Source organism: Pseudomonas sp. BCA17 (genome assembly GCF_004519405.1).
Lineage (GTDB): Bacteria > Pseudomonadota > Gammaproteobacteria > Pseudomonadales > Pseudomonadaceae > Aquipseudomonas.
In genome coordinates this window covers 200901-226129 of record NZ_SGWI01000006.1, presented here as the reverse complement: position 1 = coordinate 226129, position 25229 = coordinate 200901, and the positions used below count along the sequence as shown (strand labels likewise).

The 25229-nt window shown below is 60.6% G+C and carries 19 protein-coding genes and 2 riboswitches; of the genes, 8 read left to right on the top strand and 11 right to left on the bottom strand.

Going from position 1 to position 25229, the window contains the following annotated elements:
- Window positions 1-111: 111 nt before the first annotated feature.
- Both gspG and EXW71_RS21770 read left to right on the top strand, forming a co-directional pair.
- On the top strand, window positions 112-561 hold the full coding sequence (gene gspG, locus EXW71_RS21775; protein WP_123718171.1) for a type II secretion system major pseudopilin GspG: 450 nt from the start codon (window positions 112-114) through the stop codon (window positions 559-561).
- A gap of 102 nt (window positions 562-663) precedes the next feature.
- Window positions 664-1008 (top strand): hypothetical protein, encoded by a 345-nt coding sequence (locus EXW71_RS21770; protein WP_134660845.1) that lies wholly within the window; start codon window positions 664-666, stop codon window positions 1006-1008.
- Between the two features lie 58 nt (window positions 1009-1066).
- Here the strand turns inward: EXW71_RS21770 and EXW71_RS21765 are convergent, their stop codons facing one another.
- Entirely contained in the window at window positions 1067-1303 is a 237-nt protein-coding gene (locus tag EXW71_RS21765) for a hypothetical protein (protein WP_123718173.1), read from the bottom strand.
- Between the two features lie 227 nt (window positions 1304-1530).
- On the opposite strand from EXW71_RS21765, the gene EXW71_RS21760 reads away from it, so the two are divergent.
- Window positions 1531-2088: an NADPH-dependent FMN reductase gene (locus EXW71_RS21760; RefSeq protein ID WP_134660844.1), complete on the top strand. Its 558-nt coding sequence runs from the start codon at window positions 1531-1533 to the stop codon at window positions 2086-2088.
- A gap of 115 nt (window positions 2089-2203) precedes the next feature.
- On the opposite strand, the gene poxB is transcribed toward EXW71_RS21760, so the two are convergent.
- Complete coding sequence (gene poxB / locus EXW71_RS21755) at window positions 2204-3928, bottom strand: ubiquinone-dependent pyruvate dehydrogenase (RefSeq protein ID WP_134660843.1); 1725 nt, start codon at window positions 3926-3928, stop codon at window positions 2204-2206.
- 224 nt (window positions 3929-4152) lie between these two features.
- On the opposite strand from poxB, the gene EXW71_RS29110 reads away from it, so the two are divergent.
- Window positions 4153-5139 (top strand): hypothetical protein, encoded by a 987-nt coding sequence (locus EXW71_RS29110; protein WP_256657119.1) that lies wholly within the window; start codon window positions 4153-4155, stop codon window positions 5137-5139.
- A 79-nt stretch (window positions 5140-5218) separates the two neighbouring features.
- Here the strand turns inward: EXW71_RS29110 and EXW71_RS21745 are convergent, their stop codons facing one another.
- Both EXW71_RS21745 and EXW71_RS21740 read right to left on the bottom strand, forming a co-directional pair.
- Window positions 5219-5713 (bottom strand): DUF934 domain-containing protein, encoded by a 495-nt coding sequence (locus EXW71_RS21745; protein ID WP_123718175.1) that lies wholly within the window; start codon window positions 5711-5713, stop codon window positions 5219-5221.
- Window positions 5697-7355, bottom strand: a complete 1659-nt coding sequence (locus tag EXW71_RS21740; protein ID WP_123718176.1) for a nitrite/sulfite reductase — start codon at window positions 7353-7355, stop codon at window positions 5697-5699. The genes EXW71_RS21745 and EXW71_RS21740 overlap by 17 nt, the downstream gene beginning before the upstream one ends.
- Window positions 7356-7778: 423 nt before the next feature.
- Here EXW71_RS21740 and EXW71_RS21735 point away from each other — a divergent pair, with 423 nt between their 5' ends.
- Entirely contained in the window at window positions 7779-8840 is a 1062-nt protein-coding gene (locus EXW71_RS21735) for an ABC transporter substrate-binding protein (protein ID WP_134660842.1), read from the top strand.
- Here the strand turns inward: EXW71_RS21735 and EXW71_RS21730 are convergent.
- Both EXW71_RS21730 and metH read right to left on the bottom strand, forming a co-directional pair.
- Complete coding sequence (locus EXW71_RS21730) at window positions 8837-9055, bottom strand: DUF2970 domain-containing protein (protein WP_134660841.1); 219 nt, start codon at window positions 9053-9055, stop codon at window positions 8837-8839. The genes EXW71_RS21735 and EXW71_RS21730 overlap by 4 nt on opposite strands.
- A 93-nt stretch (window positions 9056-9148) precedes the next feature.
- Window positions 9149-12859, bottom strand: coding sequence for a methionine synthase (metH, locus tag EXW71_RS21725; protein ID WP_134660840.1), 3711 nt, complete (start codon window positions 12857-12859; stop codon window positions 9149-9151).
- Window positions 12860-13026: 167 nt separating this feature from the next.
- Between metH and EXW71_RS21720 the strand changes: the two genes are divergently transcribed.
- On the top strand, window positions 13027-15318 hold the full coding sequence (locus tag EXW71_RS21720; protein ID WP_134660839.1) for a fatty acid cis/trans isomerase: 2292 nt from the start codon (window positions 13027-13029) through the stop codon (window positions 15316-15318).
- Window positions 15319-15352: 34 nt separating this feature from the next.
- Here the strand turns inward: EXW71_RS21720 and EXW71_RS21715 are convergent, their stop codons facing one another.
- A complete protein-coding gene (locus EXW71_RS21715) occupies window positions 15353-19738 on the bottom strand; it encodes an SET domain-containing protein (RefSeq protein WP_134660838.1) in 4386 nt (1461 codons plus the stop codon).
- Window positions 19739-19906: 168 nt separating this feature from the next.
- Between EXW71_RS21715 and nfuA the strand changes: the two genes are divergently transcribed.
- Window positions 19907-20491, top strand: coding sequence for a Fe-S biogenesis protein NfuA (nfuA, locus tag EXW71_RS21710; protein ID WP_003190728.1), 585 nt, complete (start codon window positions 19907-19909; stop codon window positions 20489-20491).
- A 142-nt stretch (window positions 20492-20633) separates the two neighbouring features.
- Here the strand turns inward: nfuA and cobM are convergent, their stop codons facing one another.
- The 4 genes from cobM to EXW71_RS21690 all read right to left on the bottom strand — a co-directional run bounded on the left by cobM (window position 20634) and on the right by EXW71_RS21690 (window position 22744).
- Window positions 20634-21380, bottom strand: coding sequence for a precorrin-4 C(11)-methyltransferase (gene cobM / locus EXW71_RS21705; RefSeq protein ID WP_123718183.1), 747 nt, complete (start codon window positions 21378-21380; stop codon window positions 20634-20636).
- A gap of 70 nt (window positions 21381-21450) precedes the next feature.
- The gene (locus EXW71_RS21700) at window positions 21451-21843 is read right to left on the bottom strand and encodes a cobalamin biosynthesis protein (RefSeq protein WP_134660837.1); all 393 of its coding nucleotides are present in this window, start codon (window positions 21841-21843) and stop codon (window positions 21451-21453) included.
- Complete coding sequence (locus EXW71_RS21695; RefSeq protein WP_134660836.1) at window positions 21840-22544, bottom strand: CbtA family protein; 705 nt, start codon at window positions 22542-22544, stop codon at window positions 21840-21842. The genes EXW71_RS21700 and EXW71_RS21695 overlap by 4 nt, the downstream gene beginning before the upstream one ends.
- 11 nt (window positions 22545-22555) lie before the next feature.
- On the bottom strand, window positions 22556-22744 hold the full coding sequence (locus EXW71_RS21690) for a CbtB-domain containing protein (protein WP_123718186.1): 189 nt from the start codon (window positions 22742-22744) through the stop codon (window positions 22556-22558).
- A 96-nt stretch (window positions 22745-22840) separates the two neighbouring features.
- Window positions 22841-23050, bottom strand: a riboswitch (cobalamin riboswitch).
- Between the two features lie 822 nt (window positions 23051-23872).
- A riboswitch (cobalamin riboswitch) is annotated at window positions 23873-24074 on the top strand.
- A 92-nt stretch (window positions 24075-24166) separates the two neighbouring features.
- Between EXW71_RS21690 and cobW the strand changes: the two genes are divergently transcribed.
- Window positions 24167-25228, top strand: coding sequence for a cobalamin biosynthesis protein CobW (gene cobW, locus EXW71_RS21680; protein ID WP_134660834.1), 1062 nt, complete (start codon window positions 24167-24169; stop codon window positions 25226-25228).
- Window position 25229: the final 1 nt, after the last annotated feature.

Genomic DNA, 25229 nt, shown 5'->3' with positions numbered 1-25229 from the left:
CTCGGGGAAAAGAGCACCCCTGTCGATGCAGGCGTCCTGCGTTAATCGCGCGTGCAACTGCAACGAGCAGGCCCTATAAAGAACGTATGAATTTACCAGGGAGCCGTACTCATGGCCGGATCAACCGCAGTGGCTGGAACGTTGCACACCCAACGCGGTTATACGCGCTGGGCGGTATTAGGGGTGTTAGTCGTGATGGGTCTATTGGCCCTGGCTTTAGGGCCGCGGTTGTTTGGTGATGTGACCTTGGTCGAAATAGCCCGCGCCAAAGCCCAGGTCAGTCAGCTGGGGGAGGCCGTCGAGCGCTTTCATCAAGACACCGGCCGTTACCTCAGCGATGACGAAGGGCTTGAAGCGCTGATACGGCAACCTGCCGGTGAGGCCAAATGGAAGGGGCCTTATATCAACGAGGACTTGCTGACGGACCCTTGGGGCATTGCCTACCAATATCATTATCCGTCGAGCCAACCCAATGTTCCCTTCGATCTGTTCTCCTTCGGCAAGGACCGCACGCTGGGCGGGGTTGGGGAAAACAAGGATATTACCTACGGCGACCACTGATAGATCTGGCATTACCCCGCGACCTGATTAGAATGATGCGTCTGATCATCAACGACCAAAGCCGATTAATCGGCACTAAAACAACAACAGGTCTGGTCTCGAATGCCTCTACCCACGAACTTTTTCGGGGTGACGGCCAAGCAACTCCTGGTGCTGGTAAGCCTGGGGTGTGCGGCTGCTTATCTCTTGAACGATCACGAAGAACACTCACCTGAAACCCTCGCGCTCGAAGCGTTTATCCGTTCCCAGGAACAGGTGAGCGCGCGCGTGGGCGCCGTGCTGGAAATGGCATTGGTCAGGCAGGTGGTCGCTTACCCCACCAACACTGCAGAGGGATACAAGCGTTCGATGTTTGTCGTCGAGGGCGAGAAAGGGCAGTTGATGGTGACACTCAAGCAAATCGACGGCGAGCGGGGTATCGAGGTGACGGAGATACGTGACCGCTGATCCCAGCCCAGTCGATGGCATCGAGGGCCAGGACTGAGCAGGTCGACCAGGCGAGATCTTATGAGGCGAGGGTGGTTTGCGATTCGCGCACGATGATCGTGCCCGACTGAATCAGTTTGAATTCATCACCTTCCAATTTTTCTACACGGTCGCCAATGGCCAACTTGTAGGTAGTGGTAGGCATCGAGCCAGCCTGGCTGTCCTGCGCCGGGTTGGATTCCTGGAACTCATGCACCGAATACACGCGTCCTTCCGCGTCTCTGGCATGGAACTGTCCGACAAGTACTGCAGCCATCTGTTTAGAACCTCTGGAGATAAACACTCATTTTGCGGTTCTGTAGACCGTCATGTAGCGGGGTAGTTTACCTATAAGAAAAAAATACTATTCGTTGAAATTATCAGACGTTTCCTACGCATGGCGCGGAGCGGAGAACCTCTTGATGATTATCAAAACCTGCTGGTGCACACGCGGCGAAAACTCTATAACTAATCACTCCTTAGTCAGACGTCGGGAAAACCTCCATGAGCAAGGTCTACACGATTGCCGTCCTGGTTGGCAGCTTGAGAAAAGAGTCGATCAACCGCAAGGTCGCCCTGGCATTAGCCGAACTGGCCCCTGCCAACCTCAAATTGAACATTGTCGAAATTGGCGATTTGCCCCTCTACAACGAGGACATCGACGGTGCAGCACCGCCGGCAGCCTACAGTACTTTCCGTAAACAGGTGAGCTCATCCGACGCAGTGTTGTTCGTGACCCCGGAATACAACCGTTCCGTGCCGGCGCCGTTGAAGAATGCCATCGACGTCGGTTCCCGTCCTTATGGGCAAAGCGCCTGGAGCGGCAAGCCGGGGGCGATCATCAGCGTCTCGCCGGGGGCCATCGGTGGTTTTGGCGCCAACCACCATCTGCGCCAATCCCTGGTGTTCCTGGACGTGCCCTGCATGCAGCAGCCCGAGGCTTACCTGGGTGGCGCGGGCAGCGTGTTTGACGAGGCGGGCAAGCTCTCGGATAAGACCAGGCCCTTCCTGCAGGCGTTTATTGACGCCTTCGGCAAGTGGGTTGCCAAGCAGAACGGCTGATGCCCCGAACCCGGCCGACTAGGCCGGGTTTTCTGCAAAGGGTTCAGGCCAGTTGAAGGGGGGAGGGATCACTTGGGCGGTGATTCGCTACGACGCCGGTCATCGTTATTGATACTCAGCGCAACCAGTTGGTCCGTGCCAGTTCAATCACTTCATCGCCACGCCCGCTCATGACCGCCTTGAGCATATACAGGCTGAAGCCCTTGGCCTGTTCCAGCTTGATGCTCGGAGGCATCACCAGCTCCTGGGTGGCGGTGACCACGTCTACCAGCACAGGGCCGTCATGGGCCAGGGCGCGGCGTAGCGCCGGTTCCAGGTCTTCGGATTGTTCCACGCGGATTCCCAGGACGCCCATGGCGTTGGACATGGCCGCGAAGTCCGGGTTTTTCAGTTCTGTGCCGGTATCGAGGTAGCCTGCCGCTTTCATTTCCATGGCGACAAAACCCAGGGACGAGTTGTTGAACACAATGACTTTTACCGGCAGTTGCAGTTGGGCCAATGAGATGAAATCCCCCATCAACATGGTGAACCCGCCGTCGCCGGACATCGAAATCACTTGGCGCCCGGCAAACGCCGCCTGGGCACCGATGGCCTGGGGCATGGCGTTGGCCATGGAACCGTGATTGAACGAGCCGATCAGCCGGCGCTTGCCATTCATCTTCAGGTAACGAGCGGCCCAGACCGTCGGTGAGCCGACATCGGCGGTGAAGATGGCATCGTCGTCCGCCAGTTCACTCAGCAGACGTGCGACGTATTGCGGGTGAATCGGGCGGTTGGCTTTCGACGGTTGAGCCAGGTCATCCAGCCCCTGGCGGGCTTTCTCGTAGTGCTTCAACGAGGTGTCGAGGAAGCTGCGGTCGGTTTTGCGGGTCAGGCGGGGCAGTAGTGCATCGATGGTTTCGCGGACGTCGGCGGCGATGCCCAAATCCAGAGGCACGCGACGGCCCAAGGCCTGGGCATTGCGGTCGACCTGGATGATTTTCGCGTCCGTTGGGTAGAACTGACGGTACGGAAAGTCGGTGCCGAGCATGACCAGCGTGTCGCAGTTGAGCATGGCGTGGTAGCCCGAGCTGAAGCCGATCAGGCCGGTCATGCCGACGTCGAACGGGTTATCCCACTCCACATGCTCTTTGCCACGCAGTGCGTGCACCACCGGCGCGCCGAGGGCATCGGCCAGGGCCACCACTTGGGCGTGGGCGCCGGCACAGCCGCTGCCGCACAGCAGGGTGACTTTCTGGCTGCTCTGGAGCAGCTCGGTGAGGCGCAGCAGATCCTCTTCAGCGGGTAGCGTGCGCGGCGCGTGCAGAGCCGGCCAGGGCTTGAGCCGGTCTTCCACTTCCAGCAGCGACACGTCTCCCGGAATCACCACCACCGCCACGCCACGATTCAGAATCGCCGAACGCATGGCGCGGTGCAGCACCTCGGGCATCTGCGCGGGGTTACTCACCAGTTCGATGAAATGGCTGCACTCCTTGAACAGTTCCTGGGGATGGGTTTCCTGAAAGTAATTGAGGCCGATCTCCGAGGACGGGATCTGCGCGGCGATGGCCAGTACCGGCACGTGGTTGCGATGGCAGTCAAACAGGCCATTGATCAAGTGCAGGTTGCCCGGCCCGCAACTGCCGGCGCACACCGTCAACTCTCCGGTGACGGCGGCTTCGGCGCCGGCGGCGAACGCAGCAACCTCTTCGTGGCGCACGTGCATCCACTCGATGCTGTCCATGGTGCGCAGGGCGTCGGTCAGGCCGTTGAGGCTGTCGCCGGTCAGGCCCCAGATGCGCTTGATACCCGCTTGTTCAAGCGTGGTTGCCAATTGCTGGGCCAGGTTGATTTTCGCCATGAAGAACTCCAATCGTCAGTGAGATTAAAAGCGTCTGATCAGAAGAGGACAGTTCAATCAAGGCGTATGTTCACCACGTTATATGAAGTTTGTGTCATCGCCCTGCACACACTAAGGAACTCGCTGACATAAAACGCGTGGCCATGGAACTGCAGTTTTGTCAGTAGCCACTGAGAGGATGAAGTGGCAGGGAGCCCTCTCTTAAACATCCCAGAGGTCCATCCATGCAGTTATCCAATCAACCGGCTATTTCACCACGCGTTCCAATGGCTCATCCGCACACCTCAGGCGCCGCGGCGCCGTTGTTGCCTGAAGTGCCAGGTACTTTGAATGCTACGCGCCGTTCAACTCACAATCAGGGGCACGCCAACCGATACCCTGTGGCGAGCGACGCAGAGATCCGTGCCCACAACACGCGTGGTCTGAAGGGGGGCGGTTTGAGCCGGACCAGGCCGCCTGTGGCGACTCCACCTGCCAAACCACCGGTAGCATCCAAACCATCGGCAGTGAAACAACCTGTCAAGACGTCGGTAGCACACAAGCCGCCGGTGTTGAACAAACCTGTCAGGCCTAAAGGTACGAAGGGGGCTCTGAGTGACTCGAATAAACTTGCAGGGCTGCACAAAAACAATGCATTCCCGCCGCTCTCCACACAACTTGCCGCCAGCGCACGTAGCGCCTTCGTGAACTCGGCAGTGGGGAGCCTGATCAATATTCCCTTCACTGTCGCACAGCATTTGGCCTCTCAAGGCATTCTCAATCGGATCGAGGCGCAAGCCAGGATGCCAGGTGCCGAACAGGTCAATTCAAGCGGCGTCAAAACGACGGTGGACCCAGGCGCTACGGAGCAGCAGAAAACCGAGGCGCGCCTGGAAAACAATGAAATAAAACTGGAGTTGATGGTCAACTCAATCCTGTCCATCAACGAAGGCCCGGACGCCGCGGCAGTGAGCAAAGGTCCTGGCTCGCCGACTGACACGAACGGACGTTTGGCCAGTCTTGAAAAAACCATGGATGTGGTTGAAGCGCAGATGAAAGACATCGCGAAAAGATACGGGCTTGTGTATGACCCGTATGTCGCCCCTGATTCATCCGAAGCACCGACTGAGAAGTCCCGCCTGGATGTCATCGAGCAGCGCCTGATTCATATGAACAGAATGCTCAAGAGGCTGATCAGGAATGCGGAGGCGGATGCGGAAGACGCTGAATAGCGCTTCAGCTTCGGCACAAAAGGCCAGATAAAAAAATGGGCACGCCGACCGGGTCGGGTGCCCATTTTTTCATCCAGGTTTAACGTCGACGAAACAGCGGCAGCGGCTCATCCGTTGCCGCCTGGTACGTCACCGAGAAGTCATTGAGGCTTTCCAGTGCTTCGTACGGGTCTTTGTCGGCGCGCAAGGCGAAGGCATCGAACCCGCAGCGGTGCAGGTAGAACAGTTGGTCGCGCAGTACATCGCCAATCGCGCGCAGTTCGCCTTTGTAGCCGTAACGGTCACGCAGCAGACGGGCATTGGAGTAGTTGCGCCCGTCAGTGAAGGCCGGGAAGTTCAGGGCGATGACCTGGAAGTGCTGCACGTCTTCGCCGATCTCTTCGGCTTCCTCGTCCGCGTCCAGCCACACGCCCAGGCCACCGTCGCGCGCCTTGAGGGCGTGGCCGTGCTCGCGCCACAGGGCCAGCGGCACGATCAGGTCGTCGCAGTTGGAGATGCCGTCGAAGCTCGCATCCTTGGGCAGCAGGTGCCAGGTTTCGTCGACGACTTCGTTGTTCTTAATGATTCGCTGCATAGACGCGCTCCTTGAACAGGTCGATGCCGATGCGCTGGTAGGTGTCGATGAAACGCTCATCTTCGGTACGCTGTTCGATGTACACGTCGATCAGCTTGCCGATCACCTCGGGCATGGCTTCCTGGGCGAAGGATGGGCCGAGGATCTTGCCCAGGCTCGCATCACGGCTGGCGCTGCCACCCAGGGACACTTGGTAGAATTCTTCGCCTTTCTTGTCCACGCCCAGGATGCCGATGTGACCGACGTGGTGGTGACCACAGGCGTTCATGCAACCGGAGATGTTCAGGTCCAGCTCGCCGATGTCGAACAGGTAGTCTAGGTCGTCGAAACGGCGTTGGATCGATTCGGCGATCGGGATCGACTTGGCGTTGGCCAGGGAGCAGAAATCGCCACCCGGGCAGCAGATGATATCGGTCAGCAGGCCGATATTCGGTGTGGCGAAACCGCCTTCGCGCAGCTCGCCCCAGAGCGTGAACAATTGGCTCTGCTCAACGTCGGCGAGGATGATGTTCTGTTCGTGGGAGGTGCGCAGTTGGCCGAAGCTGTAGCGGTCGGCCAGGTCGGCGACGGCGTCCAGTTGCTTGTCGGTGATATCGCCCGGCGCGACGCCGGTCGGTTTCAGCGACAGGGTCACCGCCACATAGCCCGGCTTCTTGTGCGCCAGGGTGTTGCGGGTACGCCAGCGGGCGAAGCCGGGGTGCTGCTGGTCGAGGGCGGCGAGCTCGGCGTCCTGGTTGGCCAGGGCCTTGTATTCAGGGTCGATGAAGTGCTTGGCCACGCGGTGCACTTCGGCGTCGGTCAGGGTGGTCTGGCCGCCGCGCAGGTGTTCCATTTCAGCGTCGACTTTCTGGGCAAAGACCTCAGGGGTCAGCGCCTTGACCAGGATCTTGATCCGGGCCTTGTATTTGTTGTCACGACGGCCATAGCGGTTGTAGACCCGCAGGATGGCGTCGAGGTAGCTCAGCAGGTCCTGCCACGGCAGGAACTCGTTGATGAACGCCCCCACCACTGGCGTGCGGCCCAGGCCGCCACCCACCAGCACACGGAAACCCAGCTCGCCGGCCGCGTTGTGCACCGGCTCCAGGCCGATGTCGTGCACTTCGATCGCTGCGCGGTCCGAGGTCGAGCCGTTGATGGCGATCTTGAATTTGCGCGGCAGGTAGGCGAATTCGGGGTGGAAGGTGGTCCATTGGCGGACGATTTCACACCATGGGCGTGGGTCGATCAGTTCGTCGGCAGCCACACCGGCAAATTGGTCGGTGGTGACGTTGCGCAGGCAGTTACCGCTGGTCTGAATGGCGTGCATCTGCACGGTGGCCAGTTCAGCCAGGATGTCCGGCACATCTTCCAGCGCCGGCCAGTTGAATTGTACGTTCTGGCGCGTACTGATGTGGGCATAGCCTTTGTCGTAGTCGCGGGCAATCTTGGCCATCATGCGTGCCTGGCGCGAAGTCAGCTGGCCATAGGGCACGGCCACCCGCAGCATCGGCGCAAAGCGCTGAACATAAAGGCCATTTTGCAGGCGCAGAGGGCGGAACTCTTCTTCGCTCAGTTCACCTGCCAGATAGCGTCGGGTCTGATCACGGAACTGCTTGACGCGGTCCTCGATGATGCGCTGATCGTATTCGTCGTATACGTACATATAGGTCCTGTTCTCGGCAAATCTGCGCGCACGGCCGCGCACTCCCAACGGAGCCGGCGCACGATACCAGTTTGCGTTTATGCGCAAAAGTGATGTTTGAGTATATGTAAATAACCAAATTGACTAATGAGAACGGTTATCGCGATAACCACATTTGTCATGCGGGCAATCATGAACTTTACTGTGGTCGAGTCTTAGTGCAGTCACCTATAAAACCGACAAGAGGCGATGCGATGAGCAATTCTACAAAGGCCCGTAAACCCGACAGTACCGTTGATGCCTGGGCGATTCTGTTTTTGATTGTTCTGGTGGTGGGCACAGCGGTGTTCTGGGTGAGCCATCAGTAAGAAGATGTAGATTGAGCCTCGATTGACTGTCGTAATGCCACTATCATGGCGGTCAATGCTCTAGGCTCGGACAACCATGTTGAAGGTTCTGATTACGTGTGCGTGGTTGCTGGGATCGACGTACGGGGCGCTGGCCCATGCCACGTCGGTGGTATTTCTTAACCCTGGCATGTCGACGGAAACCTTCTGGGTCAGTTATACGCAATTCATGCAGGCTGCGGCCAAGGACCTCGGCCTGGACCTGCGTGTGCGTTATTCCGAGCGCGACATTCGCAACACCCTGGCCCAGGCCCGGGAAACGCTGCACGGCCATGAGCGGCCCGACTACCTGGTGCTGGTCAACGAACAGTACGTCGCCCCGCAGATTCTGCGCATGGCGCAGGGAACCGGGGTCAAGCTGCTGCTGGTGAACAACACGCTGACGGCGGATCAGGCGCAATTGCTTGGCAGTGACATCGATTGGCTCGGCAGTATGGTGTCCAACGACGAGCAGGCCGGTTACCTGATGCTTGGCGACCTGCTGCGCGAGCACGGCCCGGTGGCGCCAGGCGAGACCATTGACCTGTTGGCATTCTCCGGCGTCAAGACCACCCCGGCTGCGCTGCTGCGGGAGCAGGGCCTGCGCCGTGCTCTGGCCGAACACCCGGAGGTGCGCCTGCGCCAACTGGTCTACGGCGAATGGAGCCGCCACCGCGCCTATGAGCAGGCCACGCAGTTACTCAAGCGCTACCCACAGACGACACTGGTGTGGTCGGCCAATGATGAGATGGCGCTGGGTGCGATACAGGCCTTGCAAGACAGCGGTCGGGTACCCGGCAAGGACGTGCTGTTCAGTGCTCTCAACAGTTCGCCGGAGATATTGAAAGCGCGCCTGGACGGGAGACTGACAACCTTGGTCGCCGGGCATTTCACCTTGGGCGGCTGGGCGATGGTGTTGATCAATGATGATGCCAAGGGCGTCGACATCAAAGCCCTTGGCGGGCGTGACCGGCAGGAAGCGTTATTCCAGTTGATCGATGCCGCCCAGGCTCAGCGGTTGCTGGAGCCGATGGCGCCGGTTGATTTCCGTGCACTGTCTGCCGTCGGCAAGCCGGCGTCCTACCGGTACCCCTTCAGCCTGCAACTGCTGTTGCGCTAGACGCCGGCCAGGTGCAGCACGAGCTTGACGATACCGAACAAGGTCAGGGCAAAAAACGCGGTAAACAGGATGCCCAGGAGTACAAAGTGGCTGGGCTTGCCGTGGGTGAAATCCCGGGCGCGGTTCTTGCCGCTCTGTACGCCGAAGGCGGCCGCCATGACGCTGTGGAGCATCTGCCAGAAGGTCGGTGGCTTGTTGTCGACTGGATCGTCCATACATCCCTCTACACAAGGTGTGTGAGAGATAGCATAGCCGCTGGTTGACAGGCAGTGAGCGGAGCAAGCCCGCTCACTGCACAAGCCCGACAATCAGTTGTCGTAACCCAGGTTCGGCGCCAGCCAGCGTTCCGTCACGCTCAGGTCCTGGCCTTTGCGCGCGGTGTAGCTCGCCACTTGGTCTTTATCGACCTTGCCCACGGCAAAGTACTGCGCTTGCGGGTGAGCGAAGTACCAGCCACTGACTGCCGCCGCGGGGAACATCGCGTAGTGTTCGGTGAGGAACACACCGCTGCGGCCGGCGTGCAGTTCATGGGCCTCGGGGTCGAGCAACTGGAACAGGGTGCCTTTCTCGGTGTGATCCGGGCACGCCGGGTAGCCGGGGGCAGGGCGGATACCGCTGTACTGCTCCTTGATCAGCGCCTCGTTGTCGAGTTCCTCATCCTTGGCATAACCCCAGTAGTCTTTACGCACCTGCTGGTGCAGCCATTCGGCGCAGGCTTCGGCCAGGCGGTCGGCCAGGGCCTTGACCATGATCGAGTTGTAGTCGTCGCCCGCATCCTGGTAGGCCTTGGCCACTTCTTCGGCGCCGATGCCGGCGGTGGTGATGAACCCGCCCACATAGTCGGTCACGCCGCTGTCCTTGGGCGCGACGAAGTCGGCCAGGGAGAAGTTCGGCTTGCCGTCGGTCTTGATGATCTGTTGGCGCAGGTGGTGCAGGGTGGCCAGGGGCTTGCCGTCTTCGCCGTAGACTTCCAGGTCATCGTCCTGCACCTGGTTCGCCGGCCAGAAGCCGAACACCGCGCGGGCGCTGATGAGTTTGCCGTCGATCAGCTTCTTGAGCATTTCCTGGGCGTCGGCGTACAGCGCGGTGGCGGCTTCGCCAACGACCTCGTCGGTGAGGATGCGTGGAAACTTGCCGGCCAGGTCCCAGGAAATGAAGAACGGCGTCCAGTCGATGTACTCGGCCAGGACATTAAGGTCGATATTGTCCAGCACCTTGGCACCGGTAAACGTCGGTTTGACCGGGGTGTAGCCGGCCCAGTCGAACTGCGGCTTCTTGGCGATGGCGGCCGCATAGCTCAGGCGCTCGGTGCGGGCGCTGCGGTTGGAGGTGCGCTCGCGGACTTCCACGTACTCTTCGCGGGTACGCTCGACAAACCCGGCCTTGAGTTCCTTGGACAGCAATTGCGTGGCCACACCCACCGCACGCGAGGCGTCAGTGACATACACCACCGCATCGTTGCTGTACTTGGGTTCGATCTTTACCGCCGTGTGCGCCTTGGAAGTGGTGGCGCCACCGATCATCAGCGGCAGGTGGAAATCCTGGCGCTGCATCTCACGGGCCACGTGCACCATCTCATCGAGCGATGGGGTGATCAGGCCGGACAGCCCGATAATGTCGCACTTCTGCTCCCTGGCTACCTGCAGGATCTTCTCGGCCGGTACCATCACACCCAGGTCGACGATGTCATAGCCATTGCAGCCCAGGACCACGCCGACAATGTTCTTGCCGATGTCGTGCACATCACCTTTGACCGTGGCCATCAGGATCTTGCCCTTGGCTTGCGGCTTGTCACCTTTTTCCAGCTCGATGAACGGGATCAGGTGGGCTACGGCCTGCTTCATCACCCGGGCGGATTTCACCACCTGGGGCAGGAACATTTTGCCGGCGCCGAACAGGTCGCCGACGATGTTCATGCCGGACATCAACGGGCCTTCGATCACCTCGATCGGGCGCGCGAACGACAGCCGGGATTCCTCGGTGTCTTCGACGATATGCGTGGTGATGCCTTTGACCAGCGCGTGTTCCAGGCGCTTGTTGACCTCCCAGCCACGCCATTCTTCGGTCTCCGCTTCCTTGACGCTGCCGTCGCCCTTGTACTTGTCGGCAATGGCGAGCAGGGCATCGGTGCCGTCCGGAGTGCGGTTGAGCACCACGTCTTCCACGGCATCACGCAGCTCGGCCGGGATCTGGTCGTAGATTTCCAACTGGCCGGCGTTGACGATACCCATGGTCAGGCCATTGCGGATCGCATACAGCAGGAACACCGAGTGGATCGCCTCGCGCACCGGGTTGTTGCCACGGAACGAGAACGACACGTTGGACACGCCACCGGAACTCAGTGCATACGGCAGCTCGTCGCGGATGTAGGCGCAGGCGTTGATGAAGTCGACGGCGTAGTTGTTGTGCTCTTCGATACCGGTGGCGACCGCGAAGATGTTCGGGTCGAAGATGATGTCTTCCGGTGGGAAGCCGACCTCATTGACCAGGATGTCGTAGGAGCGTTTGCAGATCTCTTTCTTGCGCGCTTCGGTGTCGGCCTGGCCGGCTTCGTCGAACGCCATCACCACCACGGCGGCGCCATAGCGCTTGCACAGCTTGGCGTGATGGATGAACTGTTCGACGCCTTCCTTCATGCTGATGGAGTTGACGATGCCCTTGCCCTGGATGCACTTGAGGCCGGCTTCGATCACTTCCCATTTGGAGGAGTCGATCATGATCGGCACGCGGGAGATGTCCGGTTCACCGGCAATCAGGTTGAGGAAGGTCACCATGGCCTTCTTCGAATCGAGCATCCCTTCGTCCATGTTGATGTCGATCACCTGGGCGCCGGCTTCAACCTGCTGCAGGGCGACTTCGAGGGCTTCGGTGTAGTTGTCTTCGCGGATCAGCCGGGCGAAACGTGCGGAGCCGGTAATGTTGGTGCGTTCGCCGACGTTGACGAACAACGACTGACGATCAATGGTGAACGGCTCCAGGCCGGACAGGCGGCAAGCCTTGGGAATGTCCGGGATCTGACGTGGTGCATAGCCGGCCACGGCCCTGGCAATGGCCTCGATGTGGCCTGGGGTGGTGCCGCAGCAACCGCCGACAATGTTGAGGAAGCCGCTCTGGGCGAACTCTTCGATGACCTTGGCGGTTTCCGATGGCAGCTCGTCATACTCGCCGAATTCGTTGGGCAGGCCAGCGTTGGGGTGCGCGGATACGTGGGTGCCGGCCTTGTTCGACAGCTCTTCCAGGTACGGGCGCAACTCGCTGGCGCCGAGGGCGCAGTTCAAACCCACCGAAATCGGTTTGGCGTGGGCCACGGAGTTCCAGAACGCTTCGGTGGTCTGGCCCGACAGGGTGCGGCCGGAGGCGTCGGTGATGGTGCCGGAAATCATGATCGGCAGTTCCAGGCCCAGCTCCTCGAATACGCCTTGCACGGCGAAGATCGCGGCCTTGGCGTTGAGGGTATCGAAGATGGTTTCAATCAGGATCAGGTCGGCACCGCCTTCGATCAGCCCTTTGGTGGCTTCGGTGTAGTTTTCCACCAACTCATCAAAGGTGACGTTGCGGTAGCCGGGGTTGTTCACGTCGGGTGACAGCGAGCAGGTGCGGCTGGTCGGGCCGAGCACGCCGGCGACAAAACGCGGCTTGGCCGGGTTTTCCAGGGTCTTGGCGTCGGCCACCTTGCGCGCCAGGCGCGCACCTTCTACGTTTAACTCGTAGGCCAGCTCTTCCATGCCGTAATCGGCCATGGAAATGCGTGTGGCGTTGAATGTGTTGGTTTCGAGGATGTCGGCACCGGCATCCAGGTAAGCCTTCTCGATCCCGCCGATCACGTCGGGGCGGGTAATGACCAGCAGATCGTTGTTGCCTTTGACGTCGCTTGGCCAGTCGGCGAAGCGTTTGCCACGGTAGTCATGTTCCTCAAGCTTGTAGCTCTGGATCATCGTGCCCATGCCACCGTCGAGGATCAGGATGCGCTCCTTGAGGGCTTGGTGAAGGGTTTGCAGACGAGCGCTACGATCGGACATGGGACTACTCTGGTCAGGCATTACGGAGGGCATGGATCATAGCAAACCTGTGCAGATTTGGAGCATGTGCGGGCTTTGCATGAATATCGTTCATGTTGGCAGGGTTAATGGCCCGGTAGAATCACCGGCAATTTTTCCAGCGTACGCTTCGAACCGGGACCCGATACATGTCATTTCATCTTATCTCCAGTGCCGTCCTGGCACTGGTAGCCGGCTTTGCCCAGGCACAGGGTCCCGCCTCGGCGATCTCCTATACCCGCGATATCCAGCCGATCTTTACCGAAAAGTGCGTGGCCTGCCACGCATGCTATGACTCCGCCTGCCAGCTCAACTTGGGCAGTGCCGAAGGCGTGGCCCGAGGGGCGAGCAAAATGCCGGTCTACGATGGCGAACGCAGCCAGGCCGCGCCGACCACCCGTTTGTTCTATGACGCGTTCGGCAAGCAAGCGTGGCAGCAAAAGGGGTTTTATTCGGTGCTGGACGCCCAGGGCAGCCAGGCCGAGCTGATGGCGCGCATGTTGGAACTGGGCCACAACGCGCCCTTGAAACCCAATGCGAAACTGCCTGAAGACATTGTGCTGGGCCTGAACCGCGAAAACATGTGCGCGATGCCCGGCGAGTTCAACGCCTATGCCGGCGCCCATCCCAGGGAAGGCATGCCGTTGGCGGTGACCGGCCTGACCGATCAGCAATACCAGACCCTGCAACGCTGGCTCGCCGCCGGCGCGCCGATCGATGAGCAGGGCCTCGCGCCCAGTGCGAAGGAAGCCTTGCAGGTGCAGCAATGGGAAAACCTGTTCAACCAGCCCGGCGCCCGGGAAAGCCTGGTGGCACGTTGGTTGTTCGAGCATTTGTTCCTGGCGCATATCTATTTCGAGAACGGCGAGCCCGGGCACTACTTTCAGTGGGTCCGTTCGCGCACGCCGAGCGGCAAACCCATCGACCTGATCGCGACGCGCCGCCCCAACGACGACCCCGGCACCCAGGTGTACTACCGTCTGTGGCCGGTGCAGGGGGTGATCGTACATAAAACCCACATCACTTACCCCTTCAGCGCCGCCAAGATGGCTCGCATCAAAGACCTGTTTTATGCCGGCAACTGGCAGGTTGACGCCTTGCCGGGTTATGGGCCGGGCCGTCGCGCCAATCCGTTCGAGACCTTCGAGGCGATCCCGGCCAAGGCGCGCTACCAGTTCATGCTGGATAACGCCGAATATTTCGTGCGTACCTTCATTCGTGGGCCGGTGTGCCGTGGGCAGATCGCCACGGACGTGATCCGCGATAACTTCTGGACCTTGTTCCAGGACCCGGACCACGACCTGTACATCACCGATGCGCGTTATCGCGGCCAGGCCACGCCGTTGCTGGCGATGCCGGGGCAGAACGATGACGTAGGCAGCGTGCTCAGCCTGTGGCTGGCCTATCGCGACAAGCGCAACCAATACGAAGCCTTGCGCCGTGACAGCTATGCAGACGTGGCGCCGCCCAGTTGGTCAACCCTGTGGGCCGGCAATGACAATGCCTTGCTGAGTGTTTTCCGTCATTTCGACAGCGCCTCGGTCACCAAAGGCCTGATCGGCGAAGTCCCGCAAACGATGTGGTTATTCGACTATCCGTTGCTGGAGCGCACTTATTACCAATTGGCGGTGAACTTCGATGTGTTCGGCAACGTGTCGCATCAGGCCCAGACGCGCCTGTATTTCGACTTGATCCGCAACGGCGCCGAGCAGAACTTCCTGCGCCTGATGCCGGCCGACAGCCGCGATGCCTTTCTTGATGACTGGTACCAGAACAGCGGAAAACTCAAGCTGTGGATGGACTACGAAGCGATTGATGACGACAAGCCGAGCGGTTTGCACCTTAATGAAAAAGACCCGAAACGCGACTTCGCCAACCAGCTGCTGACCCGTTACGACCACCTTAACGCCAGCCCGGACCCGATCAACCGTTGCACCGGTGCCTTTTGCTCCCGTGACGGGATCGACCCGGCATTGCAGGACGCCGAACAGGCGCTCAGCCGCTTGACGTCACGCCCGGCCGCCGGGCTCAAGGTCATCGACCAATTGCCCGAAGCGAGCATGCTGCGCATTGAAACCCCGAGCGGCAAACGGGTGGTCTACAGCATGCTGCGCAACCGCGCCCACAGTAACGTGGCGTTCCTGCTGGGCGAAGCCTATCGCTACCAGCCCGGGCTGGATACGGTGACTATCTACCCAGGGGTACTGAGCAGCTATCCGAACTTCATCTTCAACATCCCGGCGCGGCAGGTGCCTGAGTTTGTTGCAGCGATGGAGGGCGTCAAGGATGCCAAGGGGTTTGAGCAGATCGTCGAGCGGTGGGGTATTCGCCGCAGTCACCCGCTGTTTTGGCAGTATTTCCATGATCTGTCGCAGTACATTCACGAAACCACGCCGGTGGAAGAGGGTGTACTGGACATGAATCGCTATGAAAACCTCTGAGCCCTAAACCCCTTTAGCGAGTCTGCTCGCCTGGTCAGGGGGATGGGCGTTGCCAATAGGCGGGGCCATAGTCCATCAAGAGCTCACTGCCGGCGCGAATGTCCTCCTTGGCGATCAGGAAAACCATGTATTTTCCGGCGTAGACGGCCGCCACATTGTCGTTGCCCACACGTGGCGCGCCAGGCTTCTGGCCTGTATTGATCAGACTGAGCATGTTGCTGTTGCCATGCCCACTGATCGTCGCGCCCTCGGTGGCGGTCTGGAACAAATAGTCGGACACCCGCTGCATGCCATGCTCAAGAATATCGGCACTGAGCGACGCATCATTCAAATGCAAGCGCCCGGTGTATGGCCCCAACACATCAAAATGCTGGATATCGCGCCGCGCCACCAGCGAGTAGCCGCGCTCCGGGCCTTCGTTGAGTTTTTTGACCTCGAACAGTTCGTTCAGCAGGTCATGGTGACGGCCTTCCTTGGTGATCCAATCCTGGATGTCTTCCGTCACGGCCTCGATCACCCGCTGGCGTTTGGGCCCGCTGAGTCCGTCGAACAGGCCGCAGTCGTTGGTGATCCTGATCTGCTCCACCTTGCCCTCCAGCTCTGCTGTCAGGCTGCGGTTGACGTTGTAGGGATCTTGCAGGATCGGCGCGGCGTTGTTGATCTGGTGCCCATCGGCGCGGTCGACGTCGTAGTGCGTACGGCTGCGCTTGGCGGCGAGGGTGGGCTGTTCAGTACCGGGTTCACGCAGCGACGTTTGGGTGGTGGAGTCCTTGGAGGGACTGGCAGTCTGCACCGGCACCATGCGCTTACGCGCCAGCGGCGTGTTGGGCAGTGGCTGGTCGAAAAACACCGCCAAGCGACCGGCCTGGGTCAACTGGCCATTGTCTTCGACATATTGCCTCCATTTCACCGGGTTCAGATTGCGCTGGTCGAGGAAGTGCTCCATGGAGCGATGCGGCTGGGCCTGGGTGTGTACGCTGTGCCAATCCTCCAGGTCTTGTCGGGTCAGCGGGCTGAATGACTGCTGCCGGCTGTGTTTTTCCAGGACTTTGCCAAGTGCCGTGAATGAACCGTCCATATTGACGTGGTCGATAAAGGCCTGCGGGTCCAGGTTGTGATCGTGGGCATAGCCTTCGCGGGTGCGCTTGACCCGCATCGCCTGGGGCATGCGCCGCCAGCGTTGCAGGTTTTTCAAGGCGACGGGTACCCGTGCGTGGGTAGCTTGATCGAGCATTTCCTGGCCGCGACGGCTCAGTTCGCTGCGGGTATGCACAAATTGGTGAAACGCCGCCGGGTCGAGCTTGTGCTTTTTGATGAAGGCCTCCGCCGCCAGCTTCAATGACATCTCGGAGAAGGCCGACCACTTCTGCAAGGTCGGCGGCGTAATCACATTCAGGCCGTCCGGCGCACCGCCCGCGAGTCTTGCCTGGCTTGAAAACCAATGGCCGGGCTGCACCGAAGACAGCCTGATGCCCAGATCCTGATTGGTTTTCGGGTTGATTAGTGCGACGGTAAAACTGTTTTCGGTGCCTTCGGCAATTTCCTTGAGGTAGCCGTAGGAATGCTCGCGGATCTGATAAACGGCGATCTCGCCACGCTGATCCAGGTTACAGACAAACGCTTGGCCATACTCCCGTCTATGGAAAATCCCCCGGGAATCCGGTTTGAGTCCGCTGATCCAGTGGGCTGATACCGCATAGCGGCTGATGTGCGGGTCGCTGTTGCTCATGACCGTGAGCGGTTCGCGAAAGCGTGGGCCGAAAACGCTGTCCGAGGCAGCATCAATCAAGCGCCAATCCGGTTGCGCGGTGTTGCCGACATTGCGCAGCGGCACATTGGGCGTGCCTGCCACCACAAACAGCCGGTCGCCGGCTTTTCGTGGCACCCAGCCTACGGGGTTTACCGGGATCAGGCGGCTGGCCGGAATCATCTCGTCCGCCCATTCGCCCAGCGTGTTCAGGGTCTTGTAAAACCAATTGAGCGAATAGTAACGGCCCATGCGCAACAAGTCCGGCAGGGCGCTAAGCGGGTTCAGCTCCTGCAACACCTGGATGATCAACTGCCGCGTCAGGGTCTTGAGCGCGGGCAGCGCCAGGCGAATCCCGGCCCGGCCGGATTGCACGATCACCCTTGCACTGCCGGCCACGTATTTGCCCAGGGGCAGGGCAAACCCAACGATATCCGCAAAAAAACTCAAGCCGCCGAGGGCAACGCGTTCCGGGTCGCCGGAGTTGAGGTCCTCGATGGGCCCCCAGAACGGCACCAGGACTTTGCCCCAGAACGCCATGCGTTCGCCGAGGTATTCGCCGAGGTCCAGCACCTTGGTGGCTTCGCGGGTGGTTTCCAGCAACGTCACTTCGTCGCAGTAAAAGTGTTGCTCGGCAATCATGTGCGCCAATGCTTCAGCGCGTGCGCCATAGAGGTGGTTGGTGGCGCGGGACACCTGACTGACGGGTAGATCGAGCGGTGCCAGCACCTCGCCAATGGGGTCGGCGATCAGCGTACTCTGCTGGCCGGGCCTGGGCGTCGCACCGCTGCGGTAGGCCGGCCAGTCGAAAGGCAGCAAGGTGCCGCAGCGAAAACGGCCCTTGCCGGGGCGGGTGGCGCCGCCAACGGATTGGGTCTTGACCACGCCACCGATCAGCAGGCTGCGGATGTCGTCGCGCACACGAATCACGCCAAGGGCGGGAAACACTTCGATGTAGCACGCAGCGTCCGCAAGACGCGGGTTGCCCAGGCGCAGGATGAAACCCGTGCGACCACGTACGGCGGCGGTCCGGCGCGGGGTCTCGAAGTTGGCTTCGATGTTGTGCAGCGGCTCCCGCAATGCATACAGGCTGACTTCATCGCGCTCGATATCGCCGACAGCCGGCGGGATTTGCGCGAGCAACGTCTTGATCAGTTTTTTATAGGCGGCTTTCGGGGTTTGCAGATAGGCATAGAACGCCGTGTCATGGGCTTGGTCGCTGCTGAACTGCGCGCGTCCCGGCGGCCTGAGCACAAGCTGCTTGATAGCCTCGATGACCTCGCGCTCGTGCCGCTCCAGTGCCGCAATGGCCTGGGTCACTTGCTCCGGGGTGTAGCGCTGCTTTTGCACGGGCAGCAAACCGTTGGTCTGCGCCCAGCACAGGGTCGGCGGCAATCTGGCCAGGCTCACCAGCGCCTGTCGCTCGGTATCGCCCTCGCACGCCCGGAAGTACTCGGCTGAGAGGTTGTGCAATTCATCGAAGGTGAAGCTACGTGCCGCGCCGGGTGCCAGGCATTCGGCGAGGAGAAAGCCGCTTTTGAAGTGCACCCAGGCACTGGTGATGCCGTAGGGCAGGTCATCGGGAATGTTGTCGACCCATAGTTCGCTGGCGATGTGCGCCTTGGCGACGCACAGCACCAGCGCAGCGCCATGGGCGTCGACACCCAGCGCGCGCTGATAGTCGCGCAGCAGGGACTCACGGATTTGCGCGTAGCGGGCACACGGCTCGATCAGCCGGTTGAGTTCGTTGTCGTACTGGGCGGCGTCCTGGGGCTTGATGCTCAGCCATAGGGCGCGCCAGACGAGTTTGACCAGCACTGCCCGAGGGCAGTCCTGAGTGGGGTCTGCGCCGAACCAGTCGAGTGCGCTGACGATCCGCCGGCCGACCTCGAGGCTGTGGGGCTGATGCAAGTATTCGCTCAGCAGTGCTGTCGGCTGGCTGCGGGCCAGCTTTTGCTGGGTGGCAAAAAAGGTCTCGGGCAGGATATGGCTGAACAGTGATTTGCCGTGCTCCTCTTCCAGCGAGCGCGTCACACCAACGATGATTGCATCGCCGGCGTCGCCCAACAGCGGCTCCAGGTCGTTGCTGTGATCGGTGTGGCCCAGCGTGAGTAGCGCACAATATTCGCGCAGCGTTTCAAGCAGCGTGGTCCATTGCGCGTGAGTGGCCGGGCTATGGGGGATCAGGCCGTAGTATTTGAGCGCAAGATCGAAGCGTACCGAGCCGTCACTCTTGAGCCCGTCGCCGACGCGATGGTGGATGGCCAGTAGCACCTCGACATCCATCGTCCAGTAGGTAGGGATATCGCGCAGCACCACGGGTTGATTGCACAGCGTGAAAATCTCCAGGATGGCGGGTTTTGGCTGCCTGGGCGTGTTGACGAGGGCGGCAAGGGCGTCCAGCAGCGTGTCGGTGTAGGGCGTCTGGGAGGGTTGTCTGTTGTGCAGGTACTCGACAAAATCCTCGTCGGCCTCCAGCTTTTGCAGCGTGGTAAACGCAGCCTGGCACTCTCGGCCGAGTTCGGAGTCGGGGAGCGGGCGATAATAGAGGCTGGAAGCTGCCGCGCTGGAGGCGGAGCTGGCCAGCGGGGTGACTGCGTCGATCAAGTGGTACAGGGTGTCGAGTCGTGTAGGGCGCTTTCTGCAAAAAGTCGAGGATGATAGTGGGTCCATGGCGGATCTCGGCCGAGTCGGTAAAACCCGATGGTAGGCAGGCGCTGCCGGGCCGGGACGTATATAGATACCTGGTGGTATGTCGGTGACTTTTCCGACAAAAATACTAGGACTTTGTACCGCCTCGATGATTGGCGTAAACTGGCGGCAAGCCTGTGAGGAGTTTCCATGACTGCCATAACCATTACCGACGCCGCCCACGATTACCTGGCTGACCTGCTGTCCAAGCAGAACACCCCAGGTATTGGCATCCGCGTCTTTATCACCCAACCTGGCACCCAATACGCCGAGACTTGCATCGCCTACTGCAAGCCGGGCGAAGAGAAGCCGGAAGACACTGCCCTGGGGCTGAAAAGCTTCACTGCGTACATTGACGCTTTCAGCGAAGCCTTCCTGGACGACGCCGTGGTTGACTACGCCACCGACCGCATGGGCGGCCAGTTGACCATCAAGGCGCCTAACGCCAAGGTGCCGAACGTCAACGCCGACAGCCCGGTCAACGAACGCATCAACTACTACCTTCAAACCGAGATCAACCCGGGGCTGGCCAGCCACGGCGGTCAGGTCAGCCTGATCGACGTAGTCGACGACGGTATCGCCGTGCTCAAGTTCGGCGGCGGCTGCCAGGGCTGCGGCCAGGCGGACGTGACTCTGCGTGAAGGTATCGAGCGCACGCTGCTCGAACGTATTCCCGAGCTCAAGGGCGTGCGCGATGTGACCGACCACACGCAGAAAGAAAACGCCTACTACTGAGTAAGGTGTTCACTGCGAACAAAAAAACGGCGCCCCGTGAGCGCCGTTTTTTATTGTTAAAATTCAATGGGTTGCGACTTATATCTGACAATTAAGATTAAAGTTGGAAGAGCGCTTGCTCCCACCGTTTGTCGGTATGTGTTCAGGGGCGATAGAGGTGGGCATGACCTGCGCGGTACAGCGATGACTCGCTGAAACTGTCGTTGGCCAAGACACGGCCTACCACGATCAGTGCCGTGCGTCGGAAGCCCTTGATTGCGACCTTTTCGGCAATGTCCGCCAAAGTCCCCACCGCCCAATCCTGATCCGGCCACGTGGCCCGGTGCACCACGGCAATCGGGCAATCGGCGCCATAGTGCGGCAGCAATTGAGCGACGATCTTCTCCAGATGATTGACCCCCAGGTGAATCGCCATGGTCGTGCCGTGACGGGCCAGGCTGTCGAAGTCTTCACCGGCCGGCATGCTGGTTTTATCGGCGTAGCGGGTCAGGATCACACTCTGGGCGATATCCGGCAGGGTCAGTTCGGTTTCCAGCAACGCGGCACAAGCTGCTACGGCAGTCACCCCGGGAATGATCTGGAAGGGAATGCCCAACTCCCGCAAGTGCCGGATCTGCTCGCCAATCGCCCCATACAGGCTCGGATCCCCCGAGTGTACCCGCGCCACATCCTGGCCCTTGGCGTGCGCGGTCTTGATCAGGTCAATGATCTGTTCCAGGTGCAACTCGGCACTGTTGACCAGCGTCTGCGCCTGATGACCTTCCAGCACCGCCGCTGGCACCAGCGAGCCCGCGTAGATAATCACCGGGCAACTGCGGATCAGCCGTTGGCCTTTGACGGTTATCAATTCCGGGTCGCCGGGGCCTGCGCCGATGAAGTAGACGGTCATGGGGAGTTCCTGTTGAAAAACGGGCGAGCATGAAAGTTGCTCATTATCAAAGACGGCAATTATCGGGATTTCAGCCGGCGCACGCCAATGCGAAGGTGGCCTGGGGGGATTTTCTGCGGCTGATCAACAGTCGGGAAGGGGCCTTGGCAAGGTCTTCGGCCAGGGCCAGGGCGGCGCTTTCGGCGATGCCGTAACAGCCGGTATGGGCAAAGGCCAGCTCGGATTTGTGGCTCAGGCGGTCTTCAAACATCGCCAGATGCTGTGCACTGAAGCACCGTAAGGGCAGGCCGAGCCGCTCGGCCAGCGCCAGTAAGCCCGGCTCATGCTGTTTGTGATCGATACTGGCCAGCGCCGTGACCTGTTGGCGCTCGATACCGCCCTCGGCGAGGGCGGCGTCAAACAGCGCCAGCAGGGCATCTACCTCACAGCCCCGCCGGCAGCCCAGGCCGACCACCAAGGTCATGCCGAATATTGACCGTCGCGATGACGCCGGAACAACCAGGCGCTGATCAGGCCCAGGGCCAGCCAGAACAGCACGTTAGTCAGTTGCGACGCGATTTTGAACTGCGCTTCCAGGGCCTCCGGGGCCAGCATCGAATGCACTTCGGGTTGCGGCGCGCCGATCACATGAGGCACGGCCAGGATCGCCACGCCCAGCACTTTGAGCAGCCAATTGCGCCCAAACACCAACAGCGCAATACCGGCTGCCGTGGAGGCGGCGGTGCCGATCCACCAGATCTGGCGCTGGGCCAAATCCGCCGCGGCAGTGCCCGGCAACTCCGGTGGCAAGCCCAGTGTCGGGGCCAATACGAACGTCGCGTAACCGGCCAGGCCCCACAGCAGGCCCTGCGCCGTGCGGGTGGGCGCCCGCAGGGTGTAGAGACCGGCCAGCATCAGCGCGAAACCAACGGCGACCACCAGGTTGCCACCGGTGGTAGACAGCACGCGCTGCCAACCGTCTTCAGGCTCCCAGGCCTCGGCATCGTGAGTGTGGGCGGCGGTGCCGTCGGCATGTGCATGGGTGACTTCGGCAGTCGCTGGGGCCTTTTCAAAAGTCTCCGCCTGCAAAATCAGCGGGGCGACCCAGAAGCTTTGCAGCAAGGTCAGCAGCAAGGCGGCCAGCAACCCGGTGAAACCTGCGGTTTGCGCAATACGCTTGATCATGTCGGCAGGTCTCAGTGGCACGGGAACGCGGCGCTGTGGCGGGTATCGTGCGCAGCGTTATGCACCGCTTCGATATGCGAGAAACCGGCGAAATAAACCAGGCACGCGCCAAGAATAGACGCACCGATGGCGGCGGTCAGGCGTTGGCTCAAGGTAGAAGTGCCGCTGGCGGCGGACGAAGTGCTGCTGATGATCGACATGGCGCGTCCCTTTGGGGTGTCAGGGTGAAACGAGCGCATGCAAACCCCGCGAGCCAGGCACGCAGGGTTCCGAACAGCGCCCGCCCACCGCGGGTTTGTTATCTGATTTTTTCGGGCCGGTCTCCGGGCTTGCGAGGGGCGCTCTCGAGAGAGTCCTGAAAGCGTCGCCTTCCCATGCATTCGCACAGTGGCTGTGACACTTCGCTCGCTTACCGTTGCGGGGGCAGCACCGGACTGGTCATATCGCTATGACGCACCGGTTTCCCGTTTCACCCTTTGCAGGGCACCCGAAACAAGGTGTGTAGGAGAGCATGAGGGGTTATGTGAGTCAATTAGGATGTGGGCATATCCATTGTTTGGGTGATGGCGGGTATTGGTTCCGCCCTTACGGCGGCTCACTTTTGAAAAGCGCAAAAGTAAGCAAAACGCTCTTGCCCCAACGCTCGGCACCTCGCTCACGCTCGGTGTGCCCGTAATCCGACATTGATTTGGGGGGCCGCCGCCACGCGCCATCCATGGCGCGGGGCGGCTAAACCGGCATCCCTGCCGGTTTACCCCCCAAATCAATATCGAATTCCGGCCAGCGTGTTTAACGGGGCGCCTAGATCAAACACCAAAGCACGGCGGCCTGACAGCCGGCCTGAGTGGTTGGATCAAAAGCAGATACGCGTAAAAGCTGGCTTGCTGGCGATGCAGAAGCCTCGGTACATCAGGCACACCCAGCCGATGTCATCGCAGGCAAGCCAGCTCCCACAGGCTGATCAAGGTCGACATAAAAACTCGGTCGGCTTTCAGGCCGCCGCGTTTGCGTTTGATCTTAGGCGCCCCGTTAAACACGCTGGCCGAACGCAGGCTTGAATCCGTGGGTAACCCGGCAGGACGCCGGGTTAGCCGCCTCGCGCCATGGATGGCGCGTGGCGGCGGCCCACGGATTCAAGCCGGAGTGAGGGCATGCCGAGCCTAGGCGAGGCACCGAGTGTTGGGGCAAGAGCGTTTTGCTTACTTTTGCGCTTTTCAAAAGTGAGCCGCTGTAAAAGCGGAACCAATAGCAGCCGTTACCAAAGAAACGGATATGTACACAAAACCAACCCCAACCCAACCCATCATTGACCATCCCCCAAGCACTGCGTAGCCTTGCACCCTCGAGGTTCTTCGGCCCAGGCCGAAGCTAAGAAGGGAACGCGGTTCAAGCCGCGGCTGCCCCCGCAACTGTAAAGGGTTCGACTGACTGCCACGCCACTGCCGAAAAACGCGGGAAGGCGCAGCCAGCGCCGGTCGCAAGACCAGCAAGCCCCAAGCCAGGAGACCTGCCTCGTAACCGATTTTCCAATTCAACCGGGCGGGGTGATCCGGTGACGAAATCCGCTGCTGCGCACCGCCGCAGGGCCTGTCGTCCCGTCTGCCCGCCCCAAAGGGCATCCGATGAAAACACTGGCCAAACTCCCCGTCACCATCGTTACCGGCTTTCTCGGCTCGGGCAAAACCACCTTGCTGCGCCACATGCTCGATAACGCCCAGGGCCGCCGTATCGCCGTGATCGTCAACGAGTTCGGTGAACTGGGTATCGACGGCGAAATCCTCAAGCAGTGTTCCATCGGTTGCACCGAGGAAGAAGCCAGCGGCCGCGTGTACGAACTGGCCAACGGCTGTCTGTGCTGCACCGTGCAGGAAGAGTTCTTTCCGGTGATGCGCGAGTTGGTGGCCCGTCGCGGCGACCTTGACCATATCCTGATCGAAACCTCCGGCCTGGCCCTGCCAAAACCTTTGGTGCAAGCCTTCCAGTGGCCGGAAATCCGCAGCGCCTGCACCGTTGACGCCGTGATCACCGTGGTCGACAGCCCAGCCGTGGCCGCAGGCACCTTCGCCGCCTTCCCGGACCAAGTGGACGCGCAGCGCAAACTCGACCCGAACCTGGACCACGAATCGCCGCTGCACGAGCTGTTCGCCGATCAACTGGCCAGCGCGGACCTGGTGATCCTCAACAAGACCGACCTGATCAACCCTGAAGACCTGGCCCGTGTGCGCCTGGAAGTGGCGGAGGAACTGCCGCCGGCGGTGAAAATCATCGAAGCCAGCAGCGGTCGTCTGCCCCTGGACGTGCTGATTGGCCTGGGCGCCGGCTCCGAAGAGCATATCGACGCTCGCCACAGCCATCACGATCACCACCATGACGGCGAAGATGATCACGATCACGATGCCTTTGACTCCATCTCCATCGACCTGCCGCAAACCGACGAAGCCCTGCTGCTTGATGCCCTGACGCAGTTGGTGGTGCAACACGGCATCCTGCGCGTCAAGGGTTTCGCCGCGATTGCGAACAAACCGATGCGCCTGCTGATCCAGGGCGTGGGCACGCGCTTTGACAAACACTTCGACCGTGCCTGGGGCTTGGATGAGGCACGCACCACGCGTCTGGTGCTGATCGGTCAGGAACTGGATGCGGCGGGCCTTGAAGCGCAACTGCGCGCCGCGCTCAGCGTCTGAC